Below are 24,694 nucleotides of genomic sequence, written 5' to 3' on the forward strand. Positions count from 1 at the left end.
GGGCGATGCTGCCCGGCCGCGGACAATCAGGCGTGCTGGGCTTTGGCCAGCAGGCTGTGGAAGTGGGAGATGCCGTGCTCGCTGATGCCGCTGCGCTGCCTGTCCACCATGATCCGGCCCTGGCCGCGGTAGCCGCGGGACTTCAGGCCCTTCTGCACGCTTTCAACCAGATCCAGGTCTTCTGGACGGAACACGTCGCGGTACCACTCGATCAGGCGCTTCTGCTCCTCGGTCAACTCCTTGTTGAGGAAGTAGATGTCGTAGTGCTGCAGGGTCTCGTTGGCGCTGACCGGAAATTCGTAGATCACGGTCATGAAGTTGCCGCCTGGCGGTACGTTGAACATGGAACACGGCCACTGCCAGAAGCCTTTGTAGCTGGCGCCGCCCTGGCTTTCGTCGAACTTGAACGATTTTTCCGAGGACTTGGCTTCGCTCTCCTGCAGGCTCCAGTTCGGGTACAGCTTGTGCCAGTAGGTATCGATCTTCACCGAGTCGGAGAAGCCGGGGTGGGCCGGACCGCAGTGGTAGCACTCCTGGTAGTTGTCGACGATGGACTTCCAGTTGGCCTGGGTATGGGACACGAAGCGGGCGGCCAGCTGCAGCTCGTCGATCACCGCGCAGGCTTCGCGCAGCTTGGCGCCCAGGCCCGGCAGCTGGTCTTCGACGCTGCCGGCGTTCGGGTCCATGTTGATGTAGATGAAACCGGCGTACTCCTCGACCTTCAGCGGCACCAGGCTGGAGTTTTCCTTGTCGAAGTTGACCACGTTGTCGCAGTTGCGCGCGTGGGCCAGTTCGCCGTCGAGCTTGAAGGCCCAGGCGTGGTAGGGGCAGGTGATGACGTTCTTGGCCTTGCCTTCGCCGCTCAGCAGCTGGTGGCCGCGGTGCGGGCAGACGTTGTAGAAGGCACGCAGGACCATGTCGCGGCCGCGCACGACGATGATGCTCTCGCCGATGATCTCGCGAGTGATGTAGGCGTTGGCTTCGCGTACTTCGCTGCCATGGCCGACGCAGATCCAGCTCTTGGCGAAGATGCGTTCCTTCTCATCCTCGAACACGGCGGGCGAGGTGTAGTAGTAGGCCGGGATGGTGTAGGCCTCTTCCAGATTGGCGCAGAAGTCGACCGGCAGTCTTTCGAAAGTATCCTTCGCCCGCAGGTGGCTCGGCGGGATGATGTAAGCCTGTTCCTGGTTGTTACCGAGGTCGGCTGGCAGCTGTTCGAAATCACTCATCACTAGGCCCTACGTTGGAATGCATATTTATTGTGGGGGTGGCTTGGTTAACTAATAGTTAACGATCACCTAGGGTTAACAGTATGCGTAAAGTCCGAACGCTGTGCAAGAGCTCCTGGCCCGACTGGGAAGGCCTGCGCCGGGACTTTTTGATGAACGGTCGGGGCGCAGGTTGCCGCCCGGTATAAGGACGAAGGGCGCATCGACTGATGCGCCCTTCGGTAGGAGGCCTGGCTCGAGCGCTTCGGCGCCTGGGACTCGAGCGCGGCGGGCAAGCTTTCGTCGCCGTTGCCGAGGAAGTCGCGCATCAGCACCGGAGCAGATCATGGCGATGGGGTTGGCGATGTTCTGGCCGAGAGGGGGGGGGCCGGGCTTCTGTGCGGAAGGTCATAGCGACCACTACGCCGAGCACCGGTCCGGTGACGATCTGTTGCCACAGCGGCAGGCGCGCCCACGGGCGTTGGGGCAGGGAGGAGGTCGCCGCTATCGGGTTGCCCGTCTTGTTGTTGTCGTGGCCGCACAGGCTTACCAGCGCGCCCTCGTGAATAGGCCGTCAGGCCGGCGTAGGCGAATATAAAAGCCCCGATGCCGCTGGGCGGCGTCGGGGCTTGGCCCGGGTTATCAGGCCTTCAGCGGTACTAGGCGCGGGGCGATCATGTTCTCCGGGCGGAGGATGTCGTCCAGCTCGGCGTCGCCCAGCAGCTTCTCCTCACGCACCAGTTCCAGCACGCCGCGGCCGCTGTCCAGCGCCTGCTTGGCGATGCGCGTGGCGTTCTCGTAGCCGATGTAGGGATTGAGGGCGGTGATCAGGCCGATGGAGTTTTCCATCAGTTCGCGGCAGCGTGCCTCGTTGGCGGTGATGCCGTCGATGCACAGCTCGCGCAGCATATCCATGGCGCGGGTCAGCAGGCGGATCGAGTCGAAGATCTTGTAGGCGATCAGCGGCTCCATGACGTTGAGCTGCAACTGCCCGCCCTCGGCCGCCATGGTCAGCGCCAGGTCGTTGCCGATCACCTCGAAGGCCACCTGGTTGACCGCCTCGGGGATCACCGGGTTGACCTTGCCCGGCATGATCGAGCTGCCCGGCTGGCGCGCCGGCAGGTTGATCTCGTTGATCCCGGTGCGCGGGCCGCTGGACAGCAGGCGCAGGTCGTTGCAGATCTTCGACAGCTTGACCGCGGTACGCTTGAGCATGCCGGAGAACAGCACGAAGGCGCCCATGTCGCTGGTGGCCTCGATCAGGTCGGCGGCTGGGGTCAGCGGGTGGCCGCTGATCACGGCCAGGCGCTGCACCGCCAGGGCCTGGTAGGCCGGGTCGGCGTTGATCCCGGTGCCGATCGCGGTGCCGCCCAGGTTGACCTCGGTGAGCAGGGTCGGGGCGAGCAGCTTGAGGTGCTGCAGGTCTTCGCCGAGGGTGGTGGCGTAGGCGCGGAACTCCTGGCCCAGGGTCATGGGCACGGCGTCTTGCAGCTGGGTGCGGCCCATCTTCAGCACATGGCCGAACGCCAGGCCCTTGGCCGCCAGCGACTGGATCAGCTTGTCCAGGGCGGTGAGCAGGCTGTCGTGGCCGAGCAGCAGGCCCAGGCGGATGGCTGTCGGATACGCGTCATTCGTGGACTGCGCCATATTCACGTCGTTGTTCGGGTGCAGGTACTGGTACTGGCCCTTCTCGTGACCCATGGCCTCCAGCGCAATATTCGCAATGACTTCATTGGCGTTCATATTGGTCGAGGTGCCGGCGCCGCCCTGGATCATGTCGACCACGAACTGCTCGTGGAACTCGCCCTGGATGATGCGCGCGCAGGCGGTGCTGATCGCCGTGTGCTTGGCCGCCGAGAGGTGACCCAGGGCGCGGTTGGCGTCGGCCGAGGCCTGCTTGACCATGGCCAGGCCGACCACCAGCTTCGGGTAGTGGGCCAGCGGCACCCCGGACAGGCGGAAGTTGTTGACGGCGCGCAGGGTCTGGATGCCGTAGTAGGCATCGGCGGGGACTTCGAGGGTACCGAGCAGGTCTTTTTCGACGCGAAAGGATGCAGCAGCGGACATGATGACGTGAGTCTCTGGGATAGGCGGCGCAGGCCGCGATGCCGTTTAGACTAAGAGCTACGTCCCTGCGCCGGCCAATGCTGTTAAGCGCTGGGGTATGCGTAATCGGCATAATGTCGGCGTGACGCCGAAGTGTCGGCGGGCGTAGGGTGGATGACCCTGTAGCCAGCCAGCAGAGCCGAGGGTGGCCGATTCGGTGGATGAAAAGGGCGTCATCCACCCTACCCATGGCGCGCAATAGCAAGGGATACCCCATGAATCTGGAAACCAAATGGCTGGAGGACTTCGTCGCCCTGGCCGCCACCCGCAGCTTCTCCCAGGCGGCCTCGAGACGCCACGTCACCCAGCCGGCGTTCAGCCGGCGGATCAAGGCGCTGGAGCAGATGCTCGGCCTGGTCCTGGTCAACCGCGCCTGCACGCCGGTGGAGCTGACCGAGGCCGGCCAACTGTTCCTGGTCACCGCGCGCAGCCTGGTCGAGCAGCTCGGCGAGGTGGTGCGCCACCTGCACAACCTCGAGGGCCAGCAGGGCGAGGTGCTGCAGATCGCCGCGGCGCACTCGCTGACCCTGGGCTTCTTCCCCGAGTGGATCGCCCGCCTTCGCCGCGAGGGCCTGCCGCTCAACACCCGGCTGGTGGCGAGCAACGTCGGCGAGGCGGTGCATGCCCTGCGCGAGGGCGCCTGCGACCTGATTCTCGCCTACTACGACCCGGACGCGGCGCTGCAGATGGACCCGGAGATCTTCCCCTCGCTGCACCTGGGGCGCACCGAAATGCTCCCGGTTTGCGCGGTGGACGAGGGTGGCCGGCCGCTGTTCGACCTGGCCAGCGGCCAGAGCGTGCCGCTGCTGGCGTACACCGCCGGAGCCTTCCTCGGCCGTTCGGTCAACCTGCTGCTGCGCCAGCGCGCCCTGCGCTCGACCACGGTGTACGAGACGGCGATGGCCGACAGCCTCAAGAGCATGGCTCTGCAGGGCATGGGCGTGGCCTGGGTGCCACGCCTGTCGGTGACCGCCGAGCTGGCCCGCGGCGAGCTGGCGGTGTGCGGCGACGAGCAGTGGCAGACGCCACTGGAGATCCGCCTGTACCGCTGCGCCCTGGTGCGCAAGGCGGCGGTGCGCCTGCTCTGGCGCAAGCTGGACAGTGGTGCTCCGGGGCGCTGAGGCCTCTTCAGCTGGCCTGGCGGGTGGTGACCCGCGGGGCGACTCGACCATCTCGCTGGCTCCCAGGCACAGGTCGAGGCGCTAGCGGGGCCTGCGCAGGCTCTTCCAGGACGCCAGGTAGGTGAGGCATCAGGGCATGATCTGCGCGGGCGGCAGGTGCAGGATGTCGCGCAACCTGTTGTTGAGGCGCGCCTCGATGACCTGGTCGATGTCGTCGAGAGGGATCACCGTGGCGCGCACTACCAGGTCGGCTTCCTCGTCGACGAAGCGGCAGTCGATGGGTGTTTGCGCCAGCAGTTGGAAGGCTGTCGGGGCCTGTTGGCACCGGGCCTCGGCCCGGCGCCATTCAGCCGGTTACTTCTGCAAGTAGCTCATGACCGCGGCCTTGCCATCCTGGCCGTCGTAGGTCGTCACGCCCTCCAGCCAGGTGTCCAGCCATTGCGGATTCTTCGCGATCCATTGCTTGGCGGCCTGTACCGCCGGCTCCTTGTCCATGATGCGCTCCATCATGTGCGACTCCATCTGGATGTCGAACTTCATGTTGCTCACCATTTTGGCGGCGTTCGGGCAGCGCGCCTGGTAGTCGTTGGCCATCACCGTGTGCACCTTGGCCGCGCCACCGTCCGGCCCCCAGAGGTCGTCGGCGCCGCTGAGGTAGGTCATGTCGAACTGCAGGTTCATCGGGTGCGGCGCCCAGCCGAGGAAGACGATCGGCTCCTGCTTGCGAATGGCCCGCGCGACCTGCAGGCGCATGGCCGTCTCGCTGGACTCGACCAGTTCGAAGTCGCCGAGATCGTAGCGGTTCTCCTTGATCATGGTCTTGATCAGCTGGTTGCCGCCGGCGCCCGACTCGATGCCGTAGATCTTGCCGTTGAGCTGGTCCTTGAAGCGGGCGATGTCGCTCATGTCCTTGAGGCCGGCGGCGGCCAGGTAGCTCGGCACCGCCAGGGTGAACTTGGCGCCGACCAGGTTGGGCTCCTCCACCAGGGTGACGCTCTTGTCGGCGACCGCCGGCTGGAACAGCGGGTCGGAGGCCGGCGACCAGTAGTCGAGGAAGAAGTCGACATCCTTCTTCTGCACCGAGACCAGGATGATCGGCAGGCTCAGGGTGGAGACCTTCGCCTGGTAGCCCAGACCCTCGGCCACCGCCATGGTCAGGCCGTTGATCGCGCCGTTGTCCACCCAGCCGACGTCGGCCATGCGCATGGTCTGGCACGACGCGGCTTCCTGGGCCCAGGACGGGGAGGTGGTGAGTGTCAGTGCAAGGGCCACCAAAGCAGTACGATTCGTTTTATTCATGTTGTTCGTCTCGTCAGGTTCAGGTTGTGGCAGGGGCGAGCGGCGTCATTGGCGCGGCTGCCGTATGGTCGCTGGCGTCCGCGCAGCCCGGGCTGGCGGCGGCGACAGCGGGGTTTGTAGTCTTCGGGGCATTCCGTTCAGGTGCCTGGGTGGAAATGCGGCCCGGCCGTCCGTGCAGGGCACTCGGCCGGGACCGGGCGCAGACCAAGACTGCGACCTGGCGGAATGGCTGACAAACGATCTATTCGACCGCTAAGGCCAAGCTCAGCTTATGGCTGGCTTTTTCATCTGCCGCCGCCGAAGCCGCACCCTCCCTGTGCGGCTTCGGCCTGCGCGTGGTTGCGGCATGCTCAGAGGAGGACGTAGAGGTCCTCGCCCTCGACGCTGACCGGGTAGGTCTTGGCCTTGATGCTGCGGTCGACGAGAAACTCGCCGGTCTTGATCTCGAATTCCCAGCCGTGCCAGGCGCAGCGCACCAGGTCATCGCGTTGGCCGTAGATGAATTCGTAGTGCGCGGTGTCCTGGGTGGTGCCGCACTGCGGTCCCTCGCACAGCGCCGCGCCGCGGTGCGGGCAGACGTTGAGCATGGCGTGGTACTCCTCGCCGACCTTGAAGATGCCGATCGGCAGGTTGCCGAGCTTGACGATCTTCTGCCGGCCGCTGGCGACCTCGTAGGCCTTGCAGGCCAGAACCTTCTTCGCATTCATGGTCTTCTCCTCTCGATCAGGCGGTCTTGGCCAGGGGTTGGGTCAGGCGCGAGTAGACCTTCAGGGCGTTGCCGCCGAGGATGCTGTCGCGCCACTGCGGCGGTATGTGCAGGGATTCGACGCTGTCGTAGTCCCAGTGCGGGTAGTCGGAGGCGAACAGCAGGGTGTTCTCGCCGTCCATCGCCTCGAGGATCGCCCACAGGTGCTCGACCTTGGTGCCCGGCTGCTCCAGCGGCTGGGTGGTGAAGCGTATGTTGCGCTTGAAATACTCGCTGGGCAGCAGCTTCAGCCAGGGCGTCTCCTTGCGCAGCGCCTTGTAGTTGGCGTCCAGGCGCCAGAGCACGCTGGGCACCCAGGCCACGCCGCACTCGATGACCACGAAGTACAGGTCCGGCCATTTCTCGAACACGCCCTGGGCGATCATGCTGGCCACGTGGGTCATGGCCGACTGCGGTAGCAGGGCATGGGTCTCCCAGAAATAGGTTGTTGGGCCGGCGCCGATCGGGTTGCTGTTGACCCCGCCCTGGCCGCCCAGGTGGATGGCGAAGGGCAGGCCCATCTCCGCGCAGGCCTCGTAGATGGGGTGGTAGAAGGGGTCGCCATAGGGCCGCTGGGCGCCATGGGAAGCCAGCACCTGGACAATGTCCGGGTGGCCGCCGAGGCGGCGGATTTCCGCGGCGGCGCCGTGCGGGTCGGTCGGGCTGATCAGCAGCGAGCCCTTGAAGCGCCGGTCCTTGGGCAGCCAGTAGTCGACCATCCAGTCGTTGTAGGCGCGCACCAGCGCCGCGGCATAGTGCGGGTTGGCCAGGGTCGAGGCCTCCAGGGCCTCGTCGCCGGTGAGGATGGCATAGTCGATGTTGTAACGGTCGAGATGCTTCTCCTTCATGATGCTGTAGTGCTCCTCCTGGGTCGCCGGGTTGATGTCGGCGCGCTTGAAGCCCTCCGGGTGCAGCCAGGGCCGGTGGCCGTGGGGGAAGGCGCCGACCGGACCGGGCTGTTCGCCGCGGATGAAGAAGTCCTTGAAGATCCCGTCCATGTAGGGGAGCAGCACCTCCGCCGACATCCAGTAGTTGTGGCAATCGCAGTCGATGATCGTGGTCATCTTTCAGGCTCCTGTGGTGAGGCGTGGCGCTGGGTCGAGGCCGACCCCTGCCACCACGGCTGGGTGATGGCTGCCATCCTATGGGCCTGAATTTGATTTTTATAATGAATTAAAAATGCCGTATAAAAGCAAAATTACGATTGATTGCCTGGCCTGGGAGGCCGCGAATGAAGATCGAGTTTCTGGACACCTTCGCCGACCTGGTGGAGACGCGTAACTTCAATCGCACGGCCGAGCGCCTGTGCGTCACCCAGTCGACGGTGAGCATGCGCATCCGCAGTCTGGAGGAGGCGATCGGTGCCCAGCTGTTCATCCGCGGCCGCGCCGGCGCCGAGCTGACCGCCGAGGGCCGGCGCTTCGAGAGCTACGCGGCCAACCTGCGCCTGTGCTGGAACCAGGCGCGTCAGGACATCAGCATGCCGCGCGACTACCACGGGCGCCTGCGCATCGCCACCCAGGTCAGCCTGTGGCAACGGCTGATCAGCAAATGGGTGTTCTGGCTGCGCCAGGAGTTCCCCAAGACGGCCATCCATGTCGAGGCCGACTACTCCAAGACCATGATCGACGAGCTGAGCTTCGGCAACCTGGACATCGCGGTGATCTACACCCCGCAGTACCGCCCGGAGCTGGAGATCCAGCACCTGTTCAACGAGCGTTTCGTGATGGTCGCCTCGCAGCCGCGGTCGCTCGCCGAGGTCAGCGTGGAAAGCTACGTGCTGGTCGCCATCTGCCCGCACTTCGTGGCCCGTCACGGCGAGCTGCTGCCGCAGCTGCAGCTGGCGCCGGTGTCCATGGGCCTGGGGGTGATGAGCGTGGAGTACCTGCGCGGCCGCGGGGGCGCGGCCTACCTGCCGGCCGACCTGGCGCAGCAGTACATCGACAGCGGCGACTTCTTCGCGGTGGCCGACGCACCGCAGATCGAGCAGCCGGTGTTCGTCTCCTTCCTCAGTAAGAACCGCCATCGCCCGCAGATCGGCAAGGCGCTCAAGGCCCTTCGTCTGATCGCCCTCGATTGAAGGCGGCGCGCGGCGGCGATATTGATCGTAAATAGCGATTAATATCGCCAAAACAACCGATCGCCATGATTGGTAGGCTCTTCTCTACCCACTGCCGGCCAGCCGCCGCACGGCAGACGCAGAAGAGGCCCGTCCACCATGAAGAGCCTGTCGATCGACCCCCTCCAGCTTGCCGCGCTGCCGTTGTGGCCCGCCAGCGAACTGGAGGTGCGCTGTATCCAGATCACCCAGGAGACCCACGACGTCGCCTCTTTCTGCTTCGCCGCGACCGCACCGCGGCTGTTCACCTTCAAGCCGGGCCAGTACGTCAGCCTCAAGGTGGAGATCGACGGCCGCCAGGAAGTGCGCTGCTATTCCATTTCCACGCCGCCGTCGCGGCCCTACAACTTCTCCATCACGGTGAAGAAGGTGCCCGGCGGCCTGGTTTCCAACTGGTTGCACGAGCACTTGCATGAGGGCGACTGGCTCCGGGTGCAGGGGCCCCAGGGCGCCTTCAACCTCATCGACCAGCCCTGTGACAAGGCCCTGCTGCTCTCCGGTGGCAGCGGCATCACCCCGCTGATGTCGATGACCCGCTGGCTGTTCGACACCGCCGCCGATGTCGATGTGCATTTCGTCCACAGCGCCCGTACCCCGGACGACATCATCTATCACCAGGAACTGCAGGCCATCGATGCGCGCACCCCGAACTTCCGCCTGTCGCTGGTCTGCGAGGGCAGCCTGAGCGGGGCGACCTGGTCGGGCTACCGCGGTTTCCTCGACGCCGCCATGTTGCAGCAGATGGTCCCCGATCTGTTCGAGCGCACCGTCTATGTGTGTGGCCCGGAAGGCTACATGCGCGCCGTGCGCGGCATTCTCCAGGCCCTGGACTTTCCCATGCAGCGCTATTTCGAGGAGAGCTTCGGCGGCTCCGTAGCGAACGCCCCGGCCCCTTCTCCGGCCGGCGCGGGCGATTGCGCCGCGCACCAGGTGAGCTTCAGCCGCGCCGGCAAGTGCGTCAGTGGCGTCGCCGAAGAAACCATCCTCGACATCGCCGGCAGGCACGGCCTGTGGATTCCCTCGGCCTGCCGCATGGGTTTCTGCGGTGCCTGCAAGCTGCGTCGGCTCAGCGGCGAGGTCCTGATGAACCATAGCGGCGGCATCAGCGACGCCGAGATCGACGACGGCTATGTCCTGGCCTGCTGCAGCTATGCGCAAGGCGACGTGGCGTTCGACTACTGAGAGCCCGGGCGGGCGTCGCGAACGCCCGCCCCTGTGAGAGGAATGCAGATATGAATCAGGCCCTGCGGGTTGAACATCTAAGCGTCTCCTATGCCGGCCGCTGCGCCGTCGAGGATGCCTGTCTGAGCATCGGCCAAGGCCTGCTGGTCGGCATCATCGGCCCCAATGGCGCCGGCAAGTCGAGCCTGCTCAAGGCCATGCTCGAGCTGATTCCCCGGGAGCGCGGCCGGGTCGAGATCTTCGGCCGGCCGCTGCAGCAGGCACGGCGCAACGTCGCCTATGTGCCGCAACGCAGCGAGATCGACTGGCAATTCCCGATCAGCGTGCTGGACACCGTGGTGCTCGGCACCTACCCGAACCTGGGCTGGTTCAACAAGCCCGGGCGCCAGGAGCGCCAGCGGGCCCTCGAGTGCCTGCGGCGGGTCGGCCTGCAGGATTTGGCTCAGCGCCAGATCGGCGAGCTGTCCGGCGGCCAGCAGCAACGGGTGTTCCTGGCCCGGGCCCTGGCCCAGCAAGCCGACCTGTATCTGTTGGACGAGCCCTTCGTCGGCATCGATGCGCTCAGCGAGCGCACCATCATCGGCATCCTCGAGTCGCTGCGTGATGCGGGCAAGACGGTGCTGGTGGTGCATCACGATCTGAGCAAGGCCCGCGAGTATTTCGACCGACTGGTTCTGATCAACCAACGCATCCTCACCTACGGCGCCGCCGCCGAGGTGTGTACCCCCGAGGTGTTGGCCCGGGCCTACCTGGGCGACCTGCCGTTCACCCATCAACCGGGAGTGGCCTGCCGATGACCTTCCTTCAAGCCGTTGTGGAATATGACTTCCTGCAGAAGGCCCTGATGACCTCGGCCATGGTCGGCATCATCTGCGGGGTGATCGGCTGCTTCATCATCCTGCGCGGCATGGCGCTGATGGGCGATGCCATCTCCCACGCGGTGCTGCCCGGGGTGGCCCTGTCGTTCATGCTGGGGGTCAACTTGCTGATCGGTGCGGTGCTGTCCGGTCTGCTCACGGCCATCGCCATCGGCTACGTCAGCCAGCACAGCCGGATCAAGCATGACGTGTCGATCGGCGTGATGTTCACCGCCGCGTTCGCCTTGGGCATCATCCTGATTACCCTGCAGAAGAGCAGCACCGACCTCTACCACATCCTCTTCGGCAACGTCCTGGCGGTGCGTCCCGAAGACATGTGGATCACCCTGATCATCGGCACCCTGGTGCTGGTCTCGGTGTACCTGTTCTACAAGGAACTGTTGGTCAGTACCTTCGATGCCACCATGGCCGCCGCCTACGGCCTGCCGGTCAAGCTGATCCACTACTTCCTCATGACCCTGCTGACCCTGGTCACAGTGGCCTCGTTGCAGACGGTCGGCATCGTGCTGGTGGTGGCCATGCTGATCACCCCGGCGGCCACCGCCTACCTGCTGACCAGTCGCCTGTCGCTGATGATCGCCTGGGCCGCCGGTCTGGGGCTGCTCTCGGCCTTCTGCGGCATCTACCTGAGCTTCACCTACAACCTGGCCTCGGGCGCGACCATCGTCATGACCTCGACCCTGCTGTTCGTCGCCGCGCTGCTCCTGTCCCCCAGCCAGGGCCTGCTCTGGCGCGCCCTGCAGGCCCGGCGCCGGCGGCTCAACAATCCCGAACGCTCCCTGCTCAAGCATGAGGTGTCGCCATGATCAGAACCCTGTTACTGCTCGCCCTCGGCCTCTGGCTGCCCTCGGTCTGGGCCGATAGCGGCGCCAAGCTCAAGGTGGTCACCACCTATTCGATCCTCTACGACATCGTCAAGAACGTCGGTGGCGAGCGGGTGGCGATCCACAGCCTGGCGCCGCTGGGCTCCAATCCTCACGAATACGACCCGTTGCCGCTGGACGTGCAGCAGACCAGCGATGCCGACCTGGTGTTCTACAACGGCCTCAACCTGGAGGCCGGCAATGCCTGGTTCGACAAGCTGCTGCGCACCGCCGGCAAGGCCGGCGCAGACGCCCCGGTGTTCCGCCTGAGCGAGGGGGTCACGCCGCAGTACCTGACCTCCAGCGGCCAGGCCGGCAGCGAAGACCCCCACGCCTGGCTGGATGTGCGCAACGGCATCCAGTACGCGCGCAATGCCCGGGAAGCCCTGATCCGGGTCGATCCGGCCCACGCCGCCAGCTACCGACGCAATGCCGCGGCCTATATCGGCCGGCTGGAGCAGCTGCACGCCCGGGCGCTGACGGCCTTCGCCGAGATTCCGGCCGAGCGCCGTTACCTGGTCACGAGCGAGGGGGCGTTCAAGTATTTCTGCGCCGCCTACGGTTTCGAGGCCGGCTATATCTGGGAGATCAACGCGGAGAACCAGGGCACGCCGCAACAGGTCATCGCCCTGCTCGAACAGCTCAAGCAGCGCCGGGTGCCGGCCCTGTTCGTCGAGACCAGCATCGACCCGCGCAGCATGCAGATGGTCGCGCGCGAGAGCGGCATCGCCATCGCCGGCAGCCTGTACACCGACTCCCTGGGCCTGCCCGGCGAGCCCGGGGACAGCTATGCCGGCATGCTCGAGGCGAATATCCGCACCATCCTCGCCGCCCTGCGTTAGCCGTGCGAGGCCGCGGCGGCCGTGATGGCCGCCGCGGTCAGGGGCGCCGCGCGGATCAGGTCCCCGACTTGATCCGGGTCCAGGCGCGGGTGCGCAGGCGCTCGACTTTCTGCGGCAGCGGCTTGAGCACGTACAGGGTCTTCTGCGCCTCGGCATTCGGGGTCAGGTCGGCGTTGTCGCGGATTTCCGCGCTGACCAGTGGCATGGCGTCCTTGTTCGGGTTCGGGTAACCGAGGAAGGTGCTGATCGGCGCCACCACCTGCGGGTCGAGCAGGTTGTTGAGGAACTCGTGGGCTTCGTCGACGTTCTGCGCGCTGGCCGGGATGGCGAAGGAGTCGAACCACAGCGGCGCGCCTTCCCTGGGCAGGCGCCAGTCGATGACCACGCCGTTGCCGGCTTCCTTGGCGCGGTTGGCAAACTGGTAGAAGCTGCCCGAGTATCCGACTGCCACGCAGATGTTGCCGTTGGCGATGTCGGTCATGTACTTGGCCGAGTGGAAGTAGCGCACGTGCGGGCGGATCTTCAGCAACAGCTCGGTGGCCTTGTCGTAGTCCTCGCGCTTGCTGCTGGCCGGGTCCAGACCCAGGTAGTGCAGGGCGATCGGCAGCATCTCGCTCGGCGAGTCGAGCATGGTCACCCCGCACTGGGCCAGCTTGGCGGCGTTCTCCTCCTTGAAGATCAGATCCCAGCTGTTCACCGGGGCGTCTTCGCCGAGGGCGGCCTTGACCTTGTCCGGATTGAATCCGATCAGCACGGTGCCATACATGTAAGGCACCGCGTGCTCGTTACCCGGGTCGTTGGCTGTCATCAGCTGCAGCAGCGCCGGGTCGAGGTGTTGCCAGTTGGGCAGCTTGCTCTTGTCCAGCTTCCGGAACACGCCGGCGCGGATCTGGGTGTCGAGGAAAGTATTGGACGGCACCACCAGGTCGTAGCCCGAGTTGCCGGTGAGCAGCTTGGCCTCCAGGGCCTCGTTGGTGTCGAACAGGTCCCAGGTCAGCTGGATGCCGGATTTCTCCTGAAACTCCTTGGGTACCGAGGGCAGCATGTAGTCGGCCCAGTTGTACACGCGCAGCTCGCGCGGCTTGTCGGCGGCCAGGGCCTGGCCGAGGCCGCCGAGCAGGGCGCCGGCGCAGAGGCCGGCGGTCAGGGTGCGGGTGAGTCTGTTCATCGAGGTCACTCCATTCTTCTTGTGATTCAATCACCGCGCCCGGGAGCGCGGGATTGTCGTAGGGTGGATGACGTTCTATCCATCCACCTGGGGAGATCCGGTGGACGAAAAGAGCGTCGTCCACCCTACGAAGCGCATCGTCGAGAGGCTCAGGCGCCTTCGAAACCTTCCAGCACATTCACCGCATTGACCCCGATGGCTTCCACCGCGTAGCCGCCTTCCATGACGAACAGGGTCGGCAAACCGAGGGCCTCGATGCGCTGGCCCATGCGCAGGTAGTCCGGGCTGTCGAGCTTGAACTGGGAAATCGGGTCGTCCTTGAAGGTGTCCACCCCCAGCGACACCACCAGCACCTCGGCGCCCGATTCGGCGATGCGCTGGCAGGCCTGTTCCAGCGCCGCGCTCCAGCTTGTCCAGTCGCTGCCGGCCGGCAGCGGGTAGTTGAAGTTGCAGCCCTCGCCGGTCCCCTCGCCGCACTCGTCGGCATGGCCGAGGAAGAACGGAAACTCGGCCGCCGGGTCGCCGTGGATCGAGGCCACCACCACGTCGCTGCGCTGGTAGAAGATCGACTGGGTGCCGTTGCCGTGGTGGTAGTCGACGTCGAGGATCGCCACCTTGGCCCGGCCCTGGTCGAGGAAGGCCTGGGCGGCGATGGCGGCGTTGTTCAGGTAGCAGTAGCCGCCCATCACCTCGGCGGCGGCATGGTGACCCGGCGGCCGGCACAGGGCGAACACGCTGTGGGCGCCGGCGGCGATCTGCGCCTGGGCGCTGAGGGCCACCTGGGCGGCGCTGTAGGCGGCCTGCCAGGTGCCGGCGGTGATCGGCGCGCCGGCGTCGAAGCTGTAGTAGCCGAGCTGGCCGTGCAGGCTGCTGGGCAGCTGCTGGCGGAGGGTGCGTGCCGGCCAGGTGTAGGGCAGCAGGTCGCCCTTGCCGCCCTGAGCCTGCCAGCGCGCCCAGGCGCCTTCGAGGAAGTCCAGGTAGGCCGGCGAGTGGATGCGCGCCAGTGGCGCGCGGCCGAAGTCCTGGGGCGCGCGCACCTCGCCGAGGTCGCGTTCCCTTACCCGCGCGAGGATATGGTCGGCGCGCTGCGGCTTCTCGAAACAGGGCAGCAACTGGCCGTCGATCAGCTCGCAGCTGCCGTGGTGCAGGTGATGGTCGTCGCTGTAGTAGGTCAGCATCTGTGGGAGCTCCCAGGCTTGTTGTTGTGGCAGCCATCGTTGTGGCAGCCATGGCTGTGGCAAGCAGTCTTGTGGGAGTCATTGTTCGCCGCAGCGGGCGATGGGAAAACGCTGGCAACGGCCAATAGGGGATCGAAGTGGCCAAATTCAGCGGCCGCCGCAGTCGGGGTAGGGTGGGTTAGCGGCACTGAACGCCTGATACACAGCCGGCAACGCCAATCGGGTGCCGCGTAACCCACCGGATCGCCGCTCGCCTCGCTGCCCATGGTGGGTTACGGCGCAGCAAAGCTTGGTGTGACGGCAAGCAACCTGGACAGGCGCCTAACCCACCCTACGCACTGCCTATTGGGCGGTGGGTTACTTACGCACGAAAACGGCTCGGCGCGACTCCGCTCCAGCGCTGGAAGGCATGGCGGAAGCTGGCGCTCTCGCTGTAACCCAGCGCCTCGGCGATGCGGCAGATCGGCAGGTCGCCCTGGCCGAGCAGGGCCTTGGCCCGCGCGAAGCGTAGCTCGTCGAGCAGTTCCTGGTAGTGGGTGCCGAGCTCCTGCAGGTGGCGGCGCAGGGTGCGCGGCGAGCAATGCAGCTGCTGTGCCAGGGTCTCCAGTCCCGGTGGCTCGGCCAGCTGGCTGGCGAGCAGCTGGCGGACCCGGCTCAGCCAGGCCTGGCGCGTGGTGAACTCGACGTTCTGCTTGCGGCAGCGTTCGAGCATGTCCTGGTGGGTGACCGGGTCGGCCAGGGGCAGGCGCCGCTGCAGCCATTCGACGGGGAAGGCGAAGGCATTGCGCGGGGCGTCGAATTGCAGCGGGCAGGGAAAGCTGGCCGCGTAGCGCGCGACGTAGTCGGGCCGGGCATGCTGGAACTGGGCCGCGGCCAGGGGCAGCGGGCGACCGAGCAGCTCGTCGCAGACCAGCCTGAGCGAGGCCAGGCACATCTCCACGTTGAAGCGCTCCAGCGCCGCGTCATGCTGGTAGTCGGCGGCGCCGACCCAGGCCAGTCCGCCTTCGACGCTCAGCTCCAGCTTGAAATAGGTGCCGAGCAGCGCCGGGTACTGCAGCAGCAGGCGCCAGGCGTCACCAAAGGTGGCAGCCGACAGCGCGGCGTAACCGAGCAGGCCGTAGGACGACACGTGCAGACGCCGGCCCAGTTCCAGGCCGAGGTCGGCGCGCCGCGCAAGGGCGTTGGCGCACACCTGCAGTTCCTGGGTGCGGGTGATGCGCCGCTCGCCGCTGGCCAGCTCGCCGGGCTGGATGCCGCTGCCGGCCAGCAGGGCCTCGGCCTGCGCGGGCCGCTCGGCGAGCAGCTCGAGGATCAGGGCGACCACGTGCAGGGTGGTCAGGTGGGCATGCAGCATCGGTGGCGTCCGCGGTCTTCAGGTGGCCGACTATCGGCAAAAAGCGAGCAAGAAGCATACCGCGAATGTCGACGACCCCATGGCCGGGCGTGCCGTTAGGCGAAGACGCTGACGGTCTGGCGGCTGACCAGCGCCGTGTGGCCGTGGCGGTCCCACAGGGTGGCATCGATATGGCTGTAGCCGTTGGCGGCATGCTGGATGTCGGCCAGGTACTGCCACCAGTCGCCGCCCGTGCAGGCCTCGGGGCGCTCGACGAAGCCGAGGCTCCAGGTCAGGGTGCTGCCGGCGGTCGGGGCCTTGAGCAGGCTGAACACCGCCGGCGGCCAGGCATCCAGCAGGCACAGCAGTTCGGCCACCCCGGCCGCCTGGTCGCCCGGCTCGCGCAGGCGGATCCAGCCGCCCAGGTGGGGTTCCCGGCCGCCCATAAAGGGCATCGTGCCGACCGCATAACGGTAGTCGAAGTGCTGGGTGAAGTCCGGCGTCAGGCCGGGGATAAAGGGAAACTGCGTTGCGGCTTCGGGGCTCTTGGTGGTCGGCGCGTTCATGGCCGCCACGCTCACGGCCGAGGCGCGGTCGCCGCCGAAGCTGGCCAGCATCACCACGCAGGGCCGATCGTCTTGATAGGCCGTGGCCTGCACCTGGGTCGCCGCCTTGCCTTCGCGCAGCACCCTGACCGGTACATCCAGGGCGCCGGGAGCCACCGGGGCGACGAATGAAACCATCAGCGAGCGCAGCGCCCGCTCGGTGGCCACCCGTGGGCGGATCTTCTCGAACAGGCAGGCGGCCAGCAGGCCGCCGAAGGTGGCCCGGCCCTGGCCCCAGTGCTCGGGAATCTGCACCTGGCTGGGGGATGAGGCGCAGGCGGCGTGCAGCATCTCGGCAAAGTTCATGGACATTCCTCTGGTTAGGCGATGGCGTGGTTATGGGGGTGGCCCTGACCGGCCAGGTGGCTGTCGAGGAAGGCGCTCACCCGCTGCGCGTAGGCCTCGGGCTGCGCCGCATAGGCCAGGGTGTGCCGGGCCCCCGGCACCTGCCAGAACTCGCTATGGGTGGCCTGGGCCAGGGCCTGGTGCAGCTGCCGGCCGTCCCGCACCGGGGTGTAGGGGTCATCCTCGCCGTAGATCAGCAGCAGGGGCGGCTGGCCCACCAGCCGGGTAGCGGCCTGGAGCGGGCGCAGGCGCCGCTCGCCAGCCGGATAGAGCAGCCTGGACAGCTGGATGCCGAGCCGGGGGATGGGGTAGCGGCGCCAGAAGTGCAGCAGGGTCGGAAAGGCCGACTCGAGCACCGCGGCCTTGAACGGATGTCCGGCCTGGGCCAGGGCGCAGACGCTCATGGCCGCGCCCATGGAGGCGCCGAGCAGCCCCAGCGGCAGTCGCGGATAGCGGGTCTGCAGGGCCTGGCCGGCGGCCAGCACGTCCAGGGGGTAGTCCATGGTGGTGGAGCTGCTCTCGCCGAAGCCGTTGAGGTCGAACAGCATCACGTGATAACCGGACCGGCGCAGCAGCTCGGCGTGGCCCTGTTTCAGCCAGAAGCCCTTGGCCGCCGTGCCCATGGGGTGGGCCAATAGCACCGCGCCCTTGGCCTCGGGCGTATGGGCCTCGGCCAGCAGGGCGGCCAGGCGGGCACCCGAGCCGCTGGCGATGCTCAGGCGTTGCCAGGGCCCCTGGTCGATACCGTCCGGCCAGCGCCAGGGCCGCATGAAGCGACCGAAGAAGGGTTTTTTGAACAGTCGATAGGCTGTATGTTTCATCGCCGTGCTCCTCTTGGACCATGGTGCTAAGTCGCCCGTGGTGGCGCCTCCCATCCCCTGGTGGGGCGCAATGCTAGGCAGCGGGCGACGGGCTCACCATGGGTGAAAATGACGAAAAACGTGCGAAAAGCGCGGCTAACGGGCCGTTGGAAAACCTAGGCGAGGCAGGGAAGTGAGGACATTGCGATGAAGGTGACGGTTCTGATGGCCGATCGTTGCTCGGCCACCAGCGTATCGGCGGCCCTGGAGTTCCTCGAGTGCGCCAACGTGTTGCACCGGTTCGCCAGCGGAGGTGCCGGCGCCGCCCCCTTCGAGGTGCAGAGCGTGTCCATCGACGGCGCGCCGGTGACCTGCACCGGCGGCCTGCGCCTGACGCCGCACAAGGCCCTGGCCGAGGTCGAGGATAGCGAGCTGGTCATAGTGCCGGGCTTCATGTTCAACATCCTCGCGGTACTGCCCGAGATGGGCCCGGTGTGCGCCTGGCTGCGCCATCACAATGGTCGCAACGGCTATATCGCCAGCATGTGTACCGGCACCTTCGTCACCGCCCAGGCCGGCCTGCTGGACGGCAAGCGCGCCACCACCCACTGGATCTTCGCCGAGCAGTTCGCCCGGCACTTCCCGCGGGTGCGGCTGCAGGCCGAGCGCACGGTGACCGACGACGGCCTGCTGCTCTGTTCGGCCGGCTCGACCACCGGCAGCGACCTGCTGCTGCACATCATCCGTCGCTTCGCCTCGCCCCAGCTGGCCGCCGAGTGCTCGAAGAAACTGTTGGTCGACAGCGCCGAGCGCAGCCAGACGCCCTACATGAGCGGCCCGTTCGGCAAGAGCCACCAGGACCAGGCAGTGCTGAAGGTGCAGATCTGGCTGGAGAAGCACCTGGCCGAGCCCATCGCCCTGGAGCAGGTCGCCGAGCGCTTCGCCCTGACCCCGCGCAGCCTGATCCGGCGCTTCAAGGACGCCACCGGGCAGACCCCCGGGCAGTACCTGCAGAACCTGCGCATCGAGCGGGCCAAGCACCTGCTGGAGGGCGGGCAGGAGAACTTCGAGCGCATCACCCAGCAGGTGGGCTACGAGGACGGCAGCTCCTTCCGCCGCCTGTTCAAGCAGCGGGTCGGCATCGCGCCGGGCGCCTACCGGCGGCGCTTCAACAACGCCTGCGCGGGCGTCTAGGCATCAGCCCGGTAGGGTGGAAAACGCCCCAGGCTTTGCCGCCCTACAGGCCGTACTTCTTCACCTTGTCGAACAGCGTGGTCTTGGCCATGCCCAGGGCCTGGCTGGCCTGGCTGAGGTTGCCGCCGTGGCGGGCCAGGGCGTCGCCCAGCAGGCTGCGCTCGAAGGCTTCCACCGCCTCGGCGAAGCTCGGTCCGCCGGCGTCCGCGCTCGGGCCGCTGTGTTTGAAGGCCGGCAGGCCGAGGGCGAAGCGCTCGGCGACGTTGCGCAGCTCGCGCACGTTGCCCGGCCAGTCGTGGGCCAGCAGCGCGGCCAGGGTGTGGCGATCCGGCTCGGGCGCCGGGCGGTCGAAGCGCAGCGCGGCCAGTTGCAGGAAGTGCTCGAACAGCAGGGCGATGTCCTCGCGCCGCTCGCGCAGCGGCGGCAGCTCCAGGCTGACCACGTTGAGCCGGTAGTAGAGGTCGCTGCGGAACTGCCCGGCGCGGCCCAGGGCGTCGAGGTCGGCCTTGGTCGCGGCGATCACCCGGCAGTCCACGGCGATCGGCTGGTTCGAGCCGAGGCGCTCCAGGCTGTGCTCCTGCAGCACCCGCAGCAGCTTGATCTGCAGGTTCAGCGGCATGCTCTCGATCTCGTCGAGGAACAGGCTGCCGCCGTCGGCGTGTTCGATCTTGCCGATGCGCCGCTTGCCGGCGCCGGTGAAGGCATGGGCCTCGTGGCCGAAGATCTCGCTCTCGAACAGGTTCTCCGGCAGGCCGCCGCAGTTGAGGGCGACGAACTGTTTGCGCGAGCGCCGGCTGAAATCGTGCAGGCAGCGCGCCACCAGCTCCTTGCCGGTGCCGGTCTCGCCCTCGATCAGCACGTTGGCGCCGGTATCGGCGACGTTGGCGATCAACTCGCGCAGGCGCTGCATGGCCGGCGAGCGGCCGATCAGGCGTTGCTCCAGGGCCTGGCGTCCGGCCAGCTGGCGGCGCAGCTCGCCCACCTCGCGGGCCAGGCCGCGCTGGGCCAGGGCGCGGCGGCACACCTCGACCAGGCGCTCGGGGGAGAAGGGCTTCTCGATGAAGTCGTAGGCGCCGTCGCGCATGGCGCCCACCGCCATGGCGATGTCGCCGTGGCCGGTGATCAGCACCACCGGCAGGCTCGGATCGCGGCGCTTGAGCGCGCTCAGCAGCTGCAGGCCGTCCAGCCCCGGCAGGCGGATGTCGCTGACCACTATGCCGGGAAAATTCGCGCCGACCCGCGCCAGGGCCTGCTCGGCGCTGCCCAGGCCCTCGCTGGGGATGTCTTCCAGGGCCAGGGCCTGCTGGCAGCCGAGCAGGACATGGGGGTCGTCTTCGACGATCAGGACGCTGAGGGCTTCAGCCATGGTGTGGATGCTCCAGGGGCATGCCGGCGTGCAGCGCCAGGCTGAGGATAAAGGCCGTGCCGCCTTCGTCCGGGTGGCGCACGCCGAGGCTGCCGCCGGCGGCGGCGGCCAGGCTGGCGGACAGGGTCAGGCCCAGGCCCAGGCCTTGCTCGCCGGGCTTGGTGGTGAAGAAGGGCTCGAACAGGTGGCCGCGCAGCGCCGGGTCGATGCCCGGGCCGTTGTCGCGCACTTCCAGCTGGTAGCGGGCGCCGTCCAGGGCGCCGCTGAGCCACAGGCGCCGGTCACCCTGCCGGGCCATGGCGTCCAGGGCGTTGCCGATCAGGTTGACCAGGATCTGTTCCAGGCGGGTCTGGTCGATGGCCAGGCGCAGCGGCTCCTGGCCGTAGTCGCGTTCGACGATCAGGGGCGTGCGCTGCAGGCGCGGGTGCAACAGCATCAGCGCCGCTTCCACCGCCTTGTCCAGGTCGGCCTGGCCGTGGTCGTCCGAGCGGCGGGCGAAGGCGCGCAGGCTGGCGGTGATCTTGCCCATGCGGTCGACCAGCTCGCCGATGGTCTGCAGGTTGCTGCCGGCCACGTCCAGGGCGCCGCGCTGGAGGAAGCGCACGGTGTTGCCGGACAGGGTGCGCAGGGCCGCCAGCGGCTGGTTGAGTTCGTGGGCGATGCTGGTGGACATCTGCCCGATCACCGCCAGCTTGCCGGCCTGGACCAGCTCGTCCTGGGTCTTGCGCAGGTTGGCCTCGGTCTGTCGGCGTTCGCCGATCTCGGCTTTGAGCCGCTCGTTGCTGGCGCGCAGGGAGCGGGTGCGGTCGGCGATGCGTCGTTCCAGCTGGCTGTTGGCCTGCTCCAGGGCCTCGCGGGCGGCCAGGCGGGTGGCGATCACCTTGCGCCGCTGGTTCAGCGCCAGGCCGAGGAAGATCAGCAGGGCGCAGGCCACCCCCGCCAGCAGGGCGTGGCCGATGGCCGTGCGGCGCTGCTCGCGCAGCGGGGTGAGCAGGGTCAGGTGCCAGGGGGTGTCGTCCAGGGCGCGGCTCTGCTGCAGGTAGTTGACCGCCCCGGCGGCCTGGCCGGGGTCGGCGGCGGCGAAGCTGACCTGCTCGATACCCTCGCCCAGACTCTGGCGCGCCAGGGGCTGCAACTCCTCCAGGGCCACCCAGTGGTACTGCAGGCTGCGCGCCAGGCGCTCGCGGGTGCTCGGGCCCAGGGGGTAGACGGCCTTGAGCCGGCGCGCCGGGGCGCTTGCGAGGATGATGATGCCGTTCTCGTCGCTGACGTAGGCCTCCAGGCGGGCGCGCTGCCAGCGCTGCTCCAGGGCATCCAGGCGCACCTTGACCACCGCCACGCCGATGATCCGCTCGCCCTGCTTGAGGCCGTGGGCCAGGTAGTAGCCGGGCTCGCCGGTGGTGCTGCCGATGCCGTAGAAGCGCCCGGGGCGGCCGGCCATGGCGTCCTGGAAGTAGGCGCGGAACGACAGGTCCTCGCCGAGGAAGCTGCTCGGCGTACGCCAGTTGCTGGTGGCCAGCACCCGGCCCTCGGTGTCCAGCACATAGGTGGCCAGGCTGCCGCTGCGCTGGTTGAGCCCCTCGAGGAAGTCGTTGACCCGCTGGCGGCGGTAGTGGCTGGGCGTCTGCAGCAGGCGACGGACGTCGTCGTTGAGCTCCAGCAGGCTGGGCAGGTAGGTGTACTTGGTGATCTCGCTTTCCACCGCCCGGGCGTTGAGCTCCAGCTGGCGTTCGCCGTTCTCGGCCAGGGCGCGGATGCCCACCCCCGCGCTGATGCGGTAGCCGGCGTAGCCACAGGCGAGCACCAGGGCCAGCAGCAGGAGCGGCAGCAGCAGATGGCGGGTCAGACGCGGCTTCACGGTCAGGGCGGGCGGCATGGCGCCAAGGCAGGCGGGAGGGCATTGCATCACAGTCGTCCGGGGCTGACCAGTTGCGGCGGGCGAGCGGTGAACCGCCCGCCCCATCCTAGGCCTCAGTGCTGAAGGATCTTGGCGAGGAACTGCTGGGCCCGCTCGGAACGGGCATCGATGTCGCCGAAGAACTCGTCCTTCGGGCAGTCCTCGACGATCTTGCCGGCGTCCATGAAGATCACCCGGTCGGCGACCTTGCGGGCGAAGCCCATCTCGTGGGTCACGCACATCATGGTCATGCCCTCGTTGGCCAGTTGCACCATCACGTCGAGCACCTCGTTGACCATCTCCGGATCCAGGGCCGAGGTCGGCTCGTCGAACAGCATCACCACCGGGTCCATGGCCAGGGCGCGGGCGATGGCCACGCGCTGCTGCTGGCCGCCGGACAGCTGGCCGGGGTGCTTGTGGGCATGGGCGCCCAGGCCGACCCGCTCGAGCAGGGCCAGGCCCTTCTCGGTGGCCTCGGCCTTGCTGCGGCCGAGCACCTTGACCTGGGCGATGGTCAGGTTCTCGGTGATCGACAGGTGGGGGAACAGCTCGAAGTGCTGGAACACCATGCCGACCCGCGAGCGCAGCCTGGGCAGGTCGGTCTTGCGGTCGGCGACCGAGGTGGCGTCGACCACGATGTCGCCCTGCTGGAAGGCCTCCAGGGCGTTGACGCACTTGATCAGGGTCGACTTGCCGGAGCCGGACGGCCCGCACACCACCACCACCTCGCCCTTCCTCACCTCGGTGCTGCAGTCGCTGAGCACCTGGAAGTCCCCGTACCACTTGTTGACGTTCTGGATAGAGATCATACGGCTAACCTTTTTTGCAGATGCTTGACCAGCAGCGAGGCGGAGAAGCTGACGATGAAGTAGACCAGGCCGGCGAAGATCAGGAACTCATGGGCCTGGCCGATGATGTCGCCGCGCGAGCGGGCGGCGTTGAGGAAGTCCATCAGGCCCACGGTGTAGACCAGCGAGGTGTCCTGGAACAGGATGATGCTCTGCTGCAGCAGCAGCGGGGTCATCTTGCGGAACGCCTGGGGCAGGATGATTAGGCGCATGCTCTGGGCGTAGCTCATGCCCAGGGCGCTGGCCGCGCCCATCTGGCCCTTGGGAATGGCCTGGATGCCGGCGCGCACGATCTCGCAGAAGTAGGCCGCCTCGAACATGATGAAGGCCACCAGGCAGGAGCTGAAGGCGCCCACCGGGGTGTCTTCGCCGGTGATCCAGCGCAGGATGAAGGGCACCGCGAAGTAGAACCAGGTGATCACCAGCAGCAGCGGGATGGAGCGGAAGTAGTTGACGTAGGTGGCGGCGAAGTTGGCCAGCAGGCGGTTCGGCGACAGCCGCAGCAGCGCCAGCAGGGTGCCCAGCAGCACGCCGCCGAGCACGCCGAGGACCATCAGCTTGAGGGTCATCCACATGCCGTCGGCCAGGCCCGGCAGGGCCGGGATGATTGCGGAAAAGTCCATCACTTGCCTCCTACGGCGATCAGCCCGGGGACCGCGACCTTCTTCTCCACCACCCGCATCAGCTGCATCAGCGTCATGTTCAGGGTGAAGTAGATCAGCGTGGCCAGGGTGAAGGCCTCGAACAGGTTGGCGCTGAACTCGGCGGTCTGCTTGGTCTGCGCCAGCAGCTCCATCAGGCCGATCAGCGAGGCCACCGAGGAGTTCTTGAAGATGTTGAGAAATTCCGAGGTCAGCGGCGGGATGACGATGCGCAGCGCCTGCGGCAGCAGCACGTTGGCGTAGATCTGCGGCAGGCGCAGGCCCATGGCGTAGCCGGCGGCGGTCTGGCCCTTGGGCAGCGCCTGGATGCCGGTGCGCACCTGCTCGCAGACCCGTGCGGCGGTGAACAGGCCCAGGCACAGCACCACGCTCAGGTAGGCCGAGGTGGCCGGTGCCAGGTCCTGCTTGAACCACAGTTCCAGCGGCTCGGGCAGCAGGTCCGGCACCAGGAAGTACCAGAGGAACAGCTGCACCAGCAGCGGCACGTTACGGAACACCTCCACGTAGGCGGTGGCGATGCCGGCCAGCACGCGGTTCGGCACGGTGCGCAGCACGCCCAGCAGGGTGCCGAGCAGCAGGGCGATGACCCAGCCGACCAGGGCGATGGCGATGGTCCAGCCCAGGCCGGTGAAGAACCAGTCCAGGTAGATCTCGCTGCCGATGCCGGTGGACTTGAAGAAGATGCCCCAGTCCCAGTTGTAATTCATGCGGGTAAACCCTCGGGTGTCGCCAGATGCAGCGGCCAGGTCGCCGGCCTTTGCCGGCATTGGCGGCTGCATCCAAAACAGTCGGTTGGAGGGGGCGGGGCAGGCGCGTGCCGGCCCCGTCCGCGGTTGGCGGACGTGCCCCCGGTCCATTCGGGTGGTAGCTGGGAGCGAGCCCCGCAGGGGCTCGGGCTCCCGGTTCCCCGCCGGCGCGCCCCTCGTGAGGGCGCG

22 protein-coding genes are annotated in these 24,694 nt (G+C 67.3%); 7 read left to right on the plus strand and 15 right to left on the minus strand.

Annotated features, from left to right (window positions below; all coding sequences use genetic code 11):
• Positions 1-26 precede the first annotated feature (26 nt).
• Both ACSX1D_RS21645 and ACSX1D_RS21650 read right to left on the minus strand, forming a co-directional pair.
• On the minus strand, positions 27-1,229 hold the full coding sequence (locus tag ACSX1D_RS21645; protein WP_439860396.1) for an aromatic ring-hydroxylating oxygenase subunit alpha: 1,203 nt from the start codon (positions 1,227-1,229) through the stop codon (positions 27-29).
• A gap of 621 nt (positions 1,230-1,850) precedes the next feature.
• Positions 1,851-3,275: an aspartate ammonia-lyase gene (locus tag ACSX1D_RS21650; RefSeq protein WP_439860397.1), complete on the minus strand. Its 1,425-nt coding sequence runs from the start codon at positions 3,273-3,275 to the stop codon at positions 1,851-1,853.
• Positions 3,276-3,529: 254 nt separating this feature from the next.
• Between ACSX1D_RS21650 and ACSX1D_RS21655 the strand changes: the two genes are divergently transcribed.
• The gene (locus tag ACSX1D_RS21655; RefSeq protein WP_439860398.1) at positions 3,530-4,435 is read left to right on the plus strand and encodes a LysR substrate-binding domain-containing protein; all 906 of its coding nucleotides are present in this window, start codon (positions 3,530-3,532) and stop codon (positions 4,433-4,435) included.
• Between the two features lie 354 nt (positions 4,436-4,789).
• Here ACSX1D_RS21655 and choX read toward each other — a convergent pair whose 3' ends face one another.
• The 3 genes from choX to ACSX1D_RS21670 form a co-directional block, all read right to left on the minus strand.
• A complete protein-coding gene (choX, locus tag ACSX1D_RS21660) occupies positions 4,790-5,734 on the minus strand; it encodes a choline ABC transporter substrate-binding protein (protein ID WP_439860399.1) in 945 nt (314 codons plus the stop codon).
• Positions 5,735-6,084: 350 nt separating this feature from the next.
• A complete protein-coding gene (locus tag ACSX1D_RS21665) occupies positions 6,085-6,441 on the minus strand; it encodes a Rieske (2Fe-2S) protein (RefSeq protein ID WP_439860400.1) in 357 nt (118 codons plus the stop codon).
• A 16-nt stretch (positions 6,442-6,457) separates the two neighbouring features.
• Positions 6,458-7,543: an amidohydrolase family protein gene (locus tag ACSX1D_RS21670; protein ID WP_439860401.1), complete on the minus strand. Its 1,086-nt coding sequence runs from the start codon at positions 7,541-7,543 to the stop codon at positions 6,458-6,460.
• Positions 7,544-7,710: 167 nt separating this feature from the next.
• Here ACSX1D_RS21670 and ACSX1D_RS21675 point away from each other — a divergent pair, with 167 nt between their 5' ends.
• From ACSX1D_RS21675 to ACSX1D_RS21695, 5 genes are all read left to right on the plus strand, one after another.
• Positions 7,711-8,559, plus strand: coding sequence for a LysR family transcriptional regulator (locus ACSX1D_RS21675; RefSeq protein WP_439860402.1), 849 nt, complete (start codon positions 7,711-7,713; stop codon positions 8,557-8,559).
• A 138-nt stretch (positions 8,560-8,697) separates the two neighbouring features.
• The gene (locus ACSX1D_RS21680) at positions 8,698-9,780 is read left to right on the plus strand and encodes an FAD-binding oxidoreductase (RefSeq protein WP_439860403.1); all 1,083 of its coding nucleotides are present in this window, start codon (positions 8,698-8,700) and stop codon (positions 9,778-9,780) included.
• Between the two features lie 50 nt (positions 9,781-9,830).
• Positions 9,831-10,577 (plus strand): metal ABC transporter ATP-binding protein, encoded by a 747-nt coding sequence (locus ACSX1D_RS21685; RefSeq protein WP_439860404.1) that lies wholly within the window; start codon positions 9,831-9,833, stop codon positions 10,575-10,577.
• Complete coding sequence (locus ACSX1D_RS21690; RefSeq protein ID WP_439860405.1) at positions 10,574-11,464, plus strand: metal ABC transporter permease; 891 nt, start codon at positions 10,574-10,576, stop codon at positions 11,462-11,464. Before ACSX1D_RS21685 ends, ACSX1D_RS21690 begins: the two co-directional genes overlap by 4 nt.
• Entirely contained in the window at positions 11,461-12,363 is a 903-nt protein-coding gene (locus tag ACSX1D_RS21695) for a metal ABC transporter substrate-binding protein (protein WP_439860406.1), read from the plus strand. Before ACSX1D_RS21690 ends, ACSX1D_RS21695 begins: the two co-directional genes overlap by 4 nt.
• Before the next feature lie 55 nt (positions 12,364-12,418).
• Here ACSX1D_RS21695 and ACSX1D_RS21700 read toward each other — a convergent pair whose 3' ends face one another.
• The 5 genes from ACSX1D_RS21700 to ACSX1D_RS21720 all read right to left on the minus strand — a co-directional run bounded on the left by ACSX1D_RS21700 (position 12,419) and on the right by ACSX1D_RS21720 (position 17,813).
• Positions 12,419-13,531: a polyamine ABC transporter substrate-binding protein gene (locus ACSX1D_RS21700; protein WP_439860407.1), complete on the minus strand. Its 1,113-nt coding sequence runs from the start codon at positions 13,529-13,531 to the stop codon at positions 12,419-12,421.
• 149 nt (positions 13,532-13,680) lie between these two features.
• Positions 13,681-14,709 carry a histone deacetylase family protein gene (locus ACSX1D_RS21705; protein WP_439860408.1) on the minus strand — a complete coding sequence of 343 codons (1,029 nt, stop codon included), beginning with the start codon at positions 14,707-14,709 and terminating at the stop codon, positions 13,681-13,683.
• 361 nt (positions 14,710-15,070) lie between these two features.
• The gene (locus tag ACSX1D_RS21710) at positions 15,071-16,063 is read right to left on the minus strand and encodes an AraC family transcriptional regulator (RefSeq protein ID WP_439860409.1); all 993 of its coding nucleotides are present in this window, start codon (positions 16,061-16,063) and stop codon (positions 15,071-15,073) included.
• Positions 16,064-16,158: 95 nt separating this feature from the next.
• Positions 16,159-16,953, minus strand: coding sequence for an acyl-CoA thioesterase (locus tag ACSX1D_RS21715; protein WP_439860410.1), 795 nt, complete (start codon positions 16,951-16,953; stop codon positions 16,159-16,161).
• A gap of 14 nt (positions 16,954-16,967) precedes the next feature.
• Positions 16,968-17,813, minus strand: a complete 846-nt coding sequence (locus tag ACSX1D_RS21720) for an alpha/beta hydrolase family protein (RefSeq protein ID WP_439860411.1) — start codon at positions 17,811-17,813, stop codon at positions 16,968-16,970.
• 186 nt (positions 17,814-17,999) lie between these two features.
• On the opposite strand from ACSX1D_RS21720, the gene ACSX1D_RS21725 reads away from it, so the two are divergent.
• Entirely contained in the window at positions 18,000-18,986 is a 987-nt protein-coding gene (locus tag ACSX1D_RS21725) for a GlxA family transcriptional regulator (RefSeq protein WP_439860412.1), read from the plus strand.
• A 43-nt stretch (positions 18,987-19,029) separates the two neighbouring features.
• Here ACSX1D_RS21725 and ACSX1D_RS21730 read toward each other — a convergent pair whose 3' ends face one another.
• The 5 genes from ACSX1D_RS21730 to ACSX1D_RS21750 form a co-directional block, all read right to left on the minus strand.
• A complete protein-coding gene (locus ACSX1D_RS21730; protein WP_439860413.1) occupies positions 19,030-20,352 on the minus strand; it encodes a sigma-54-dependent transcriptional regulator in 1,323 nt (440 codons plus the stop codon).
• Positions 20,345-22,258, minus strand: coding sequence for a sensor histidine kinase (locus tag ACSX1D_RS21735; protein WP_439860414.1), 1,914 nt, complete (start codon positions 22,256-22,258; stop codon positions 20,345-20,347). Before ACSX1D_RS21735 ends, ACSX1D_RS21730 begins: the two co-directional genes overlap by 8 nt.
• A 65-nt stretch (positions 22,259-22,323) precedes the next feature.
• On the minus strand, positions 22,324-23,058 hold the full coding sequence (locus ACSX1D_RS21740) for an amino acid ABC transporter ATP-binding protein (RefSeq protein WP_439860415.1): 735 nt from the start codon (positions 23,056-23,058) through the stop codon (positions 22,324-22,326).
• Positions 23,055-23,723, minus strand: a complete 669-nt coding sequence (locus ACSX1D_RS21745) for an amino acid ABC transporter permease (RefSeq protein WP_439860416.1) — start codon at positions 23,721-23,723, stop codon at positions 23,055-23,057. Before ACSX1D_RS21745 ends, ACSX1D_RS21740 begins: the two co-directional genes overlap by 4 nt.
• The gene (locus tag ACSX1D_RS21750; protein ID WP_369958380.1) at positions 23,720-24,466 is read right to left on the minus strand and encodes an amino acid ABC transporter permease; all 747 of its coding nucleotides are present in this window, start codon (positions 24,464-24,466) and stop codon (positions 23,720-23,722) included. Before ACSX1D_RS21750 ends, ACSX1D_RS21745 begins: the two co-directional genes overlap by 4 nt.
• Positions 24,467-24,694: the final 228 nt, after the last annotated feature.

Origin of the sequence: Pseudomonas sp. MBLB4136 (assembly GCF_051904765.1) — a bacterium.
Taxonomy (GTDB): Bacteria; Pseudomonadota; Gammaproteobacteria; order Pseudomonadales; family Pseudomonadaceae; genus Aquipseudomonas.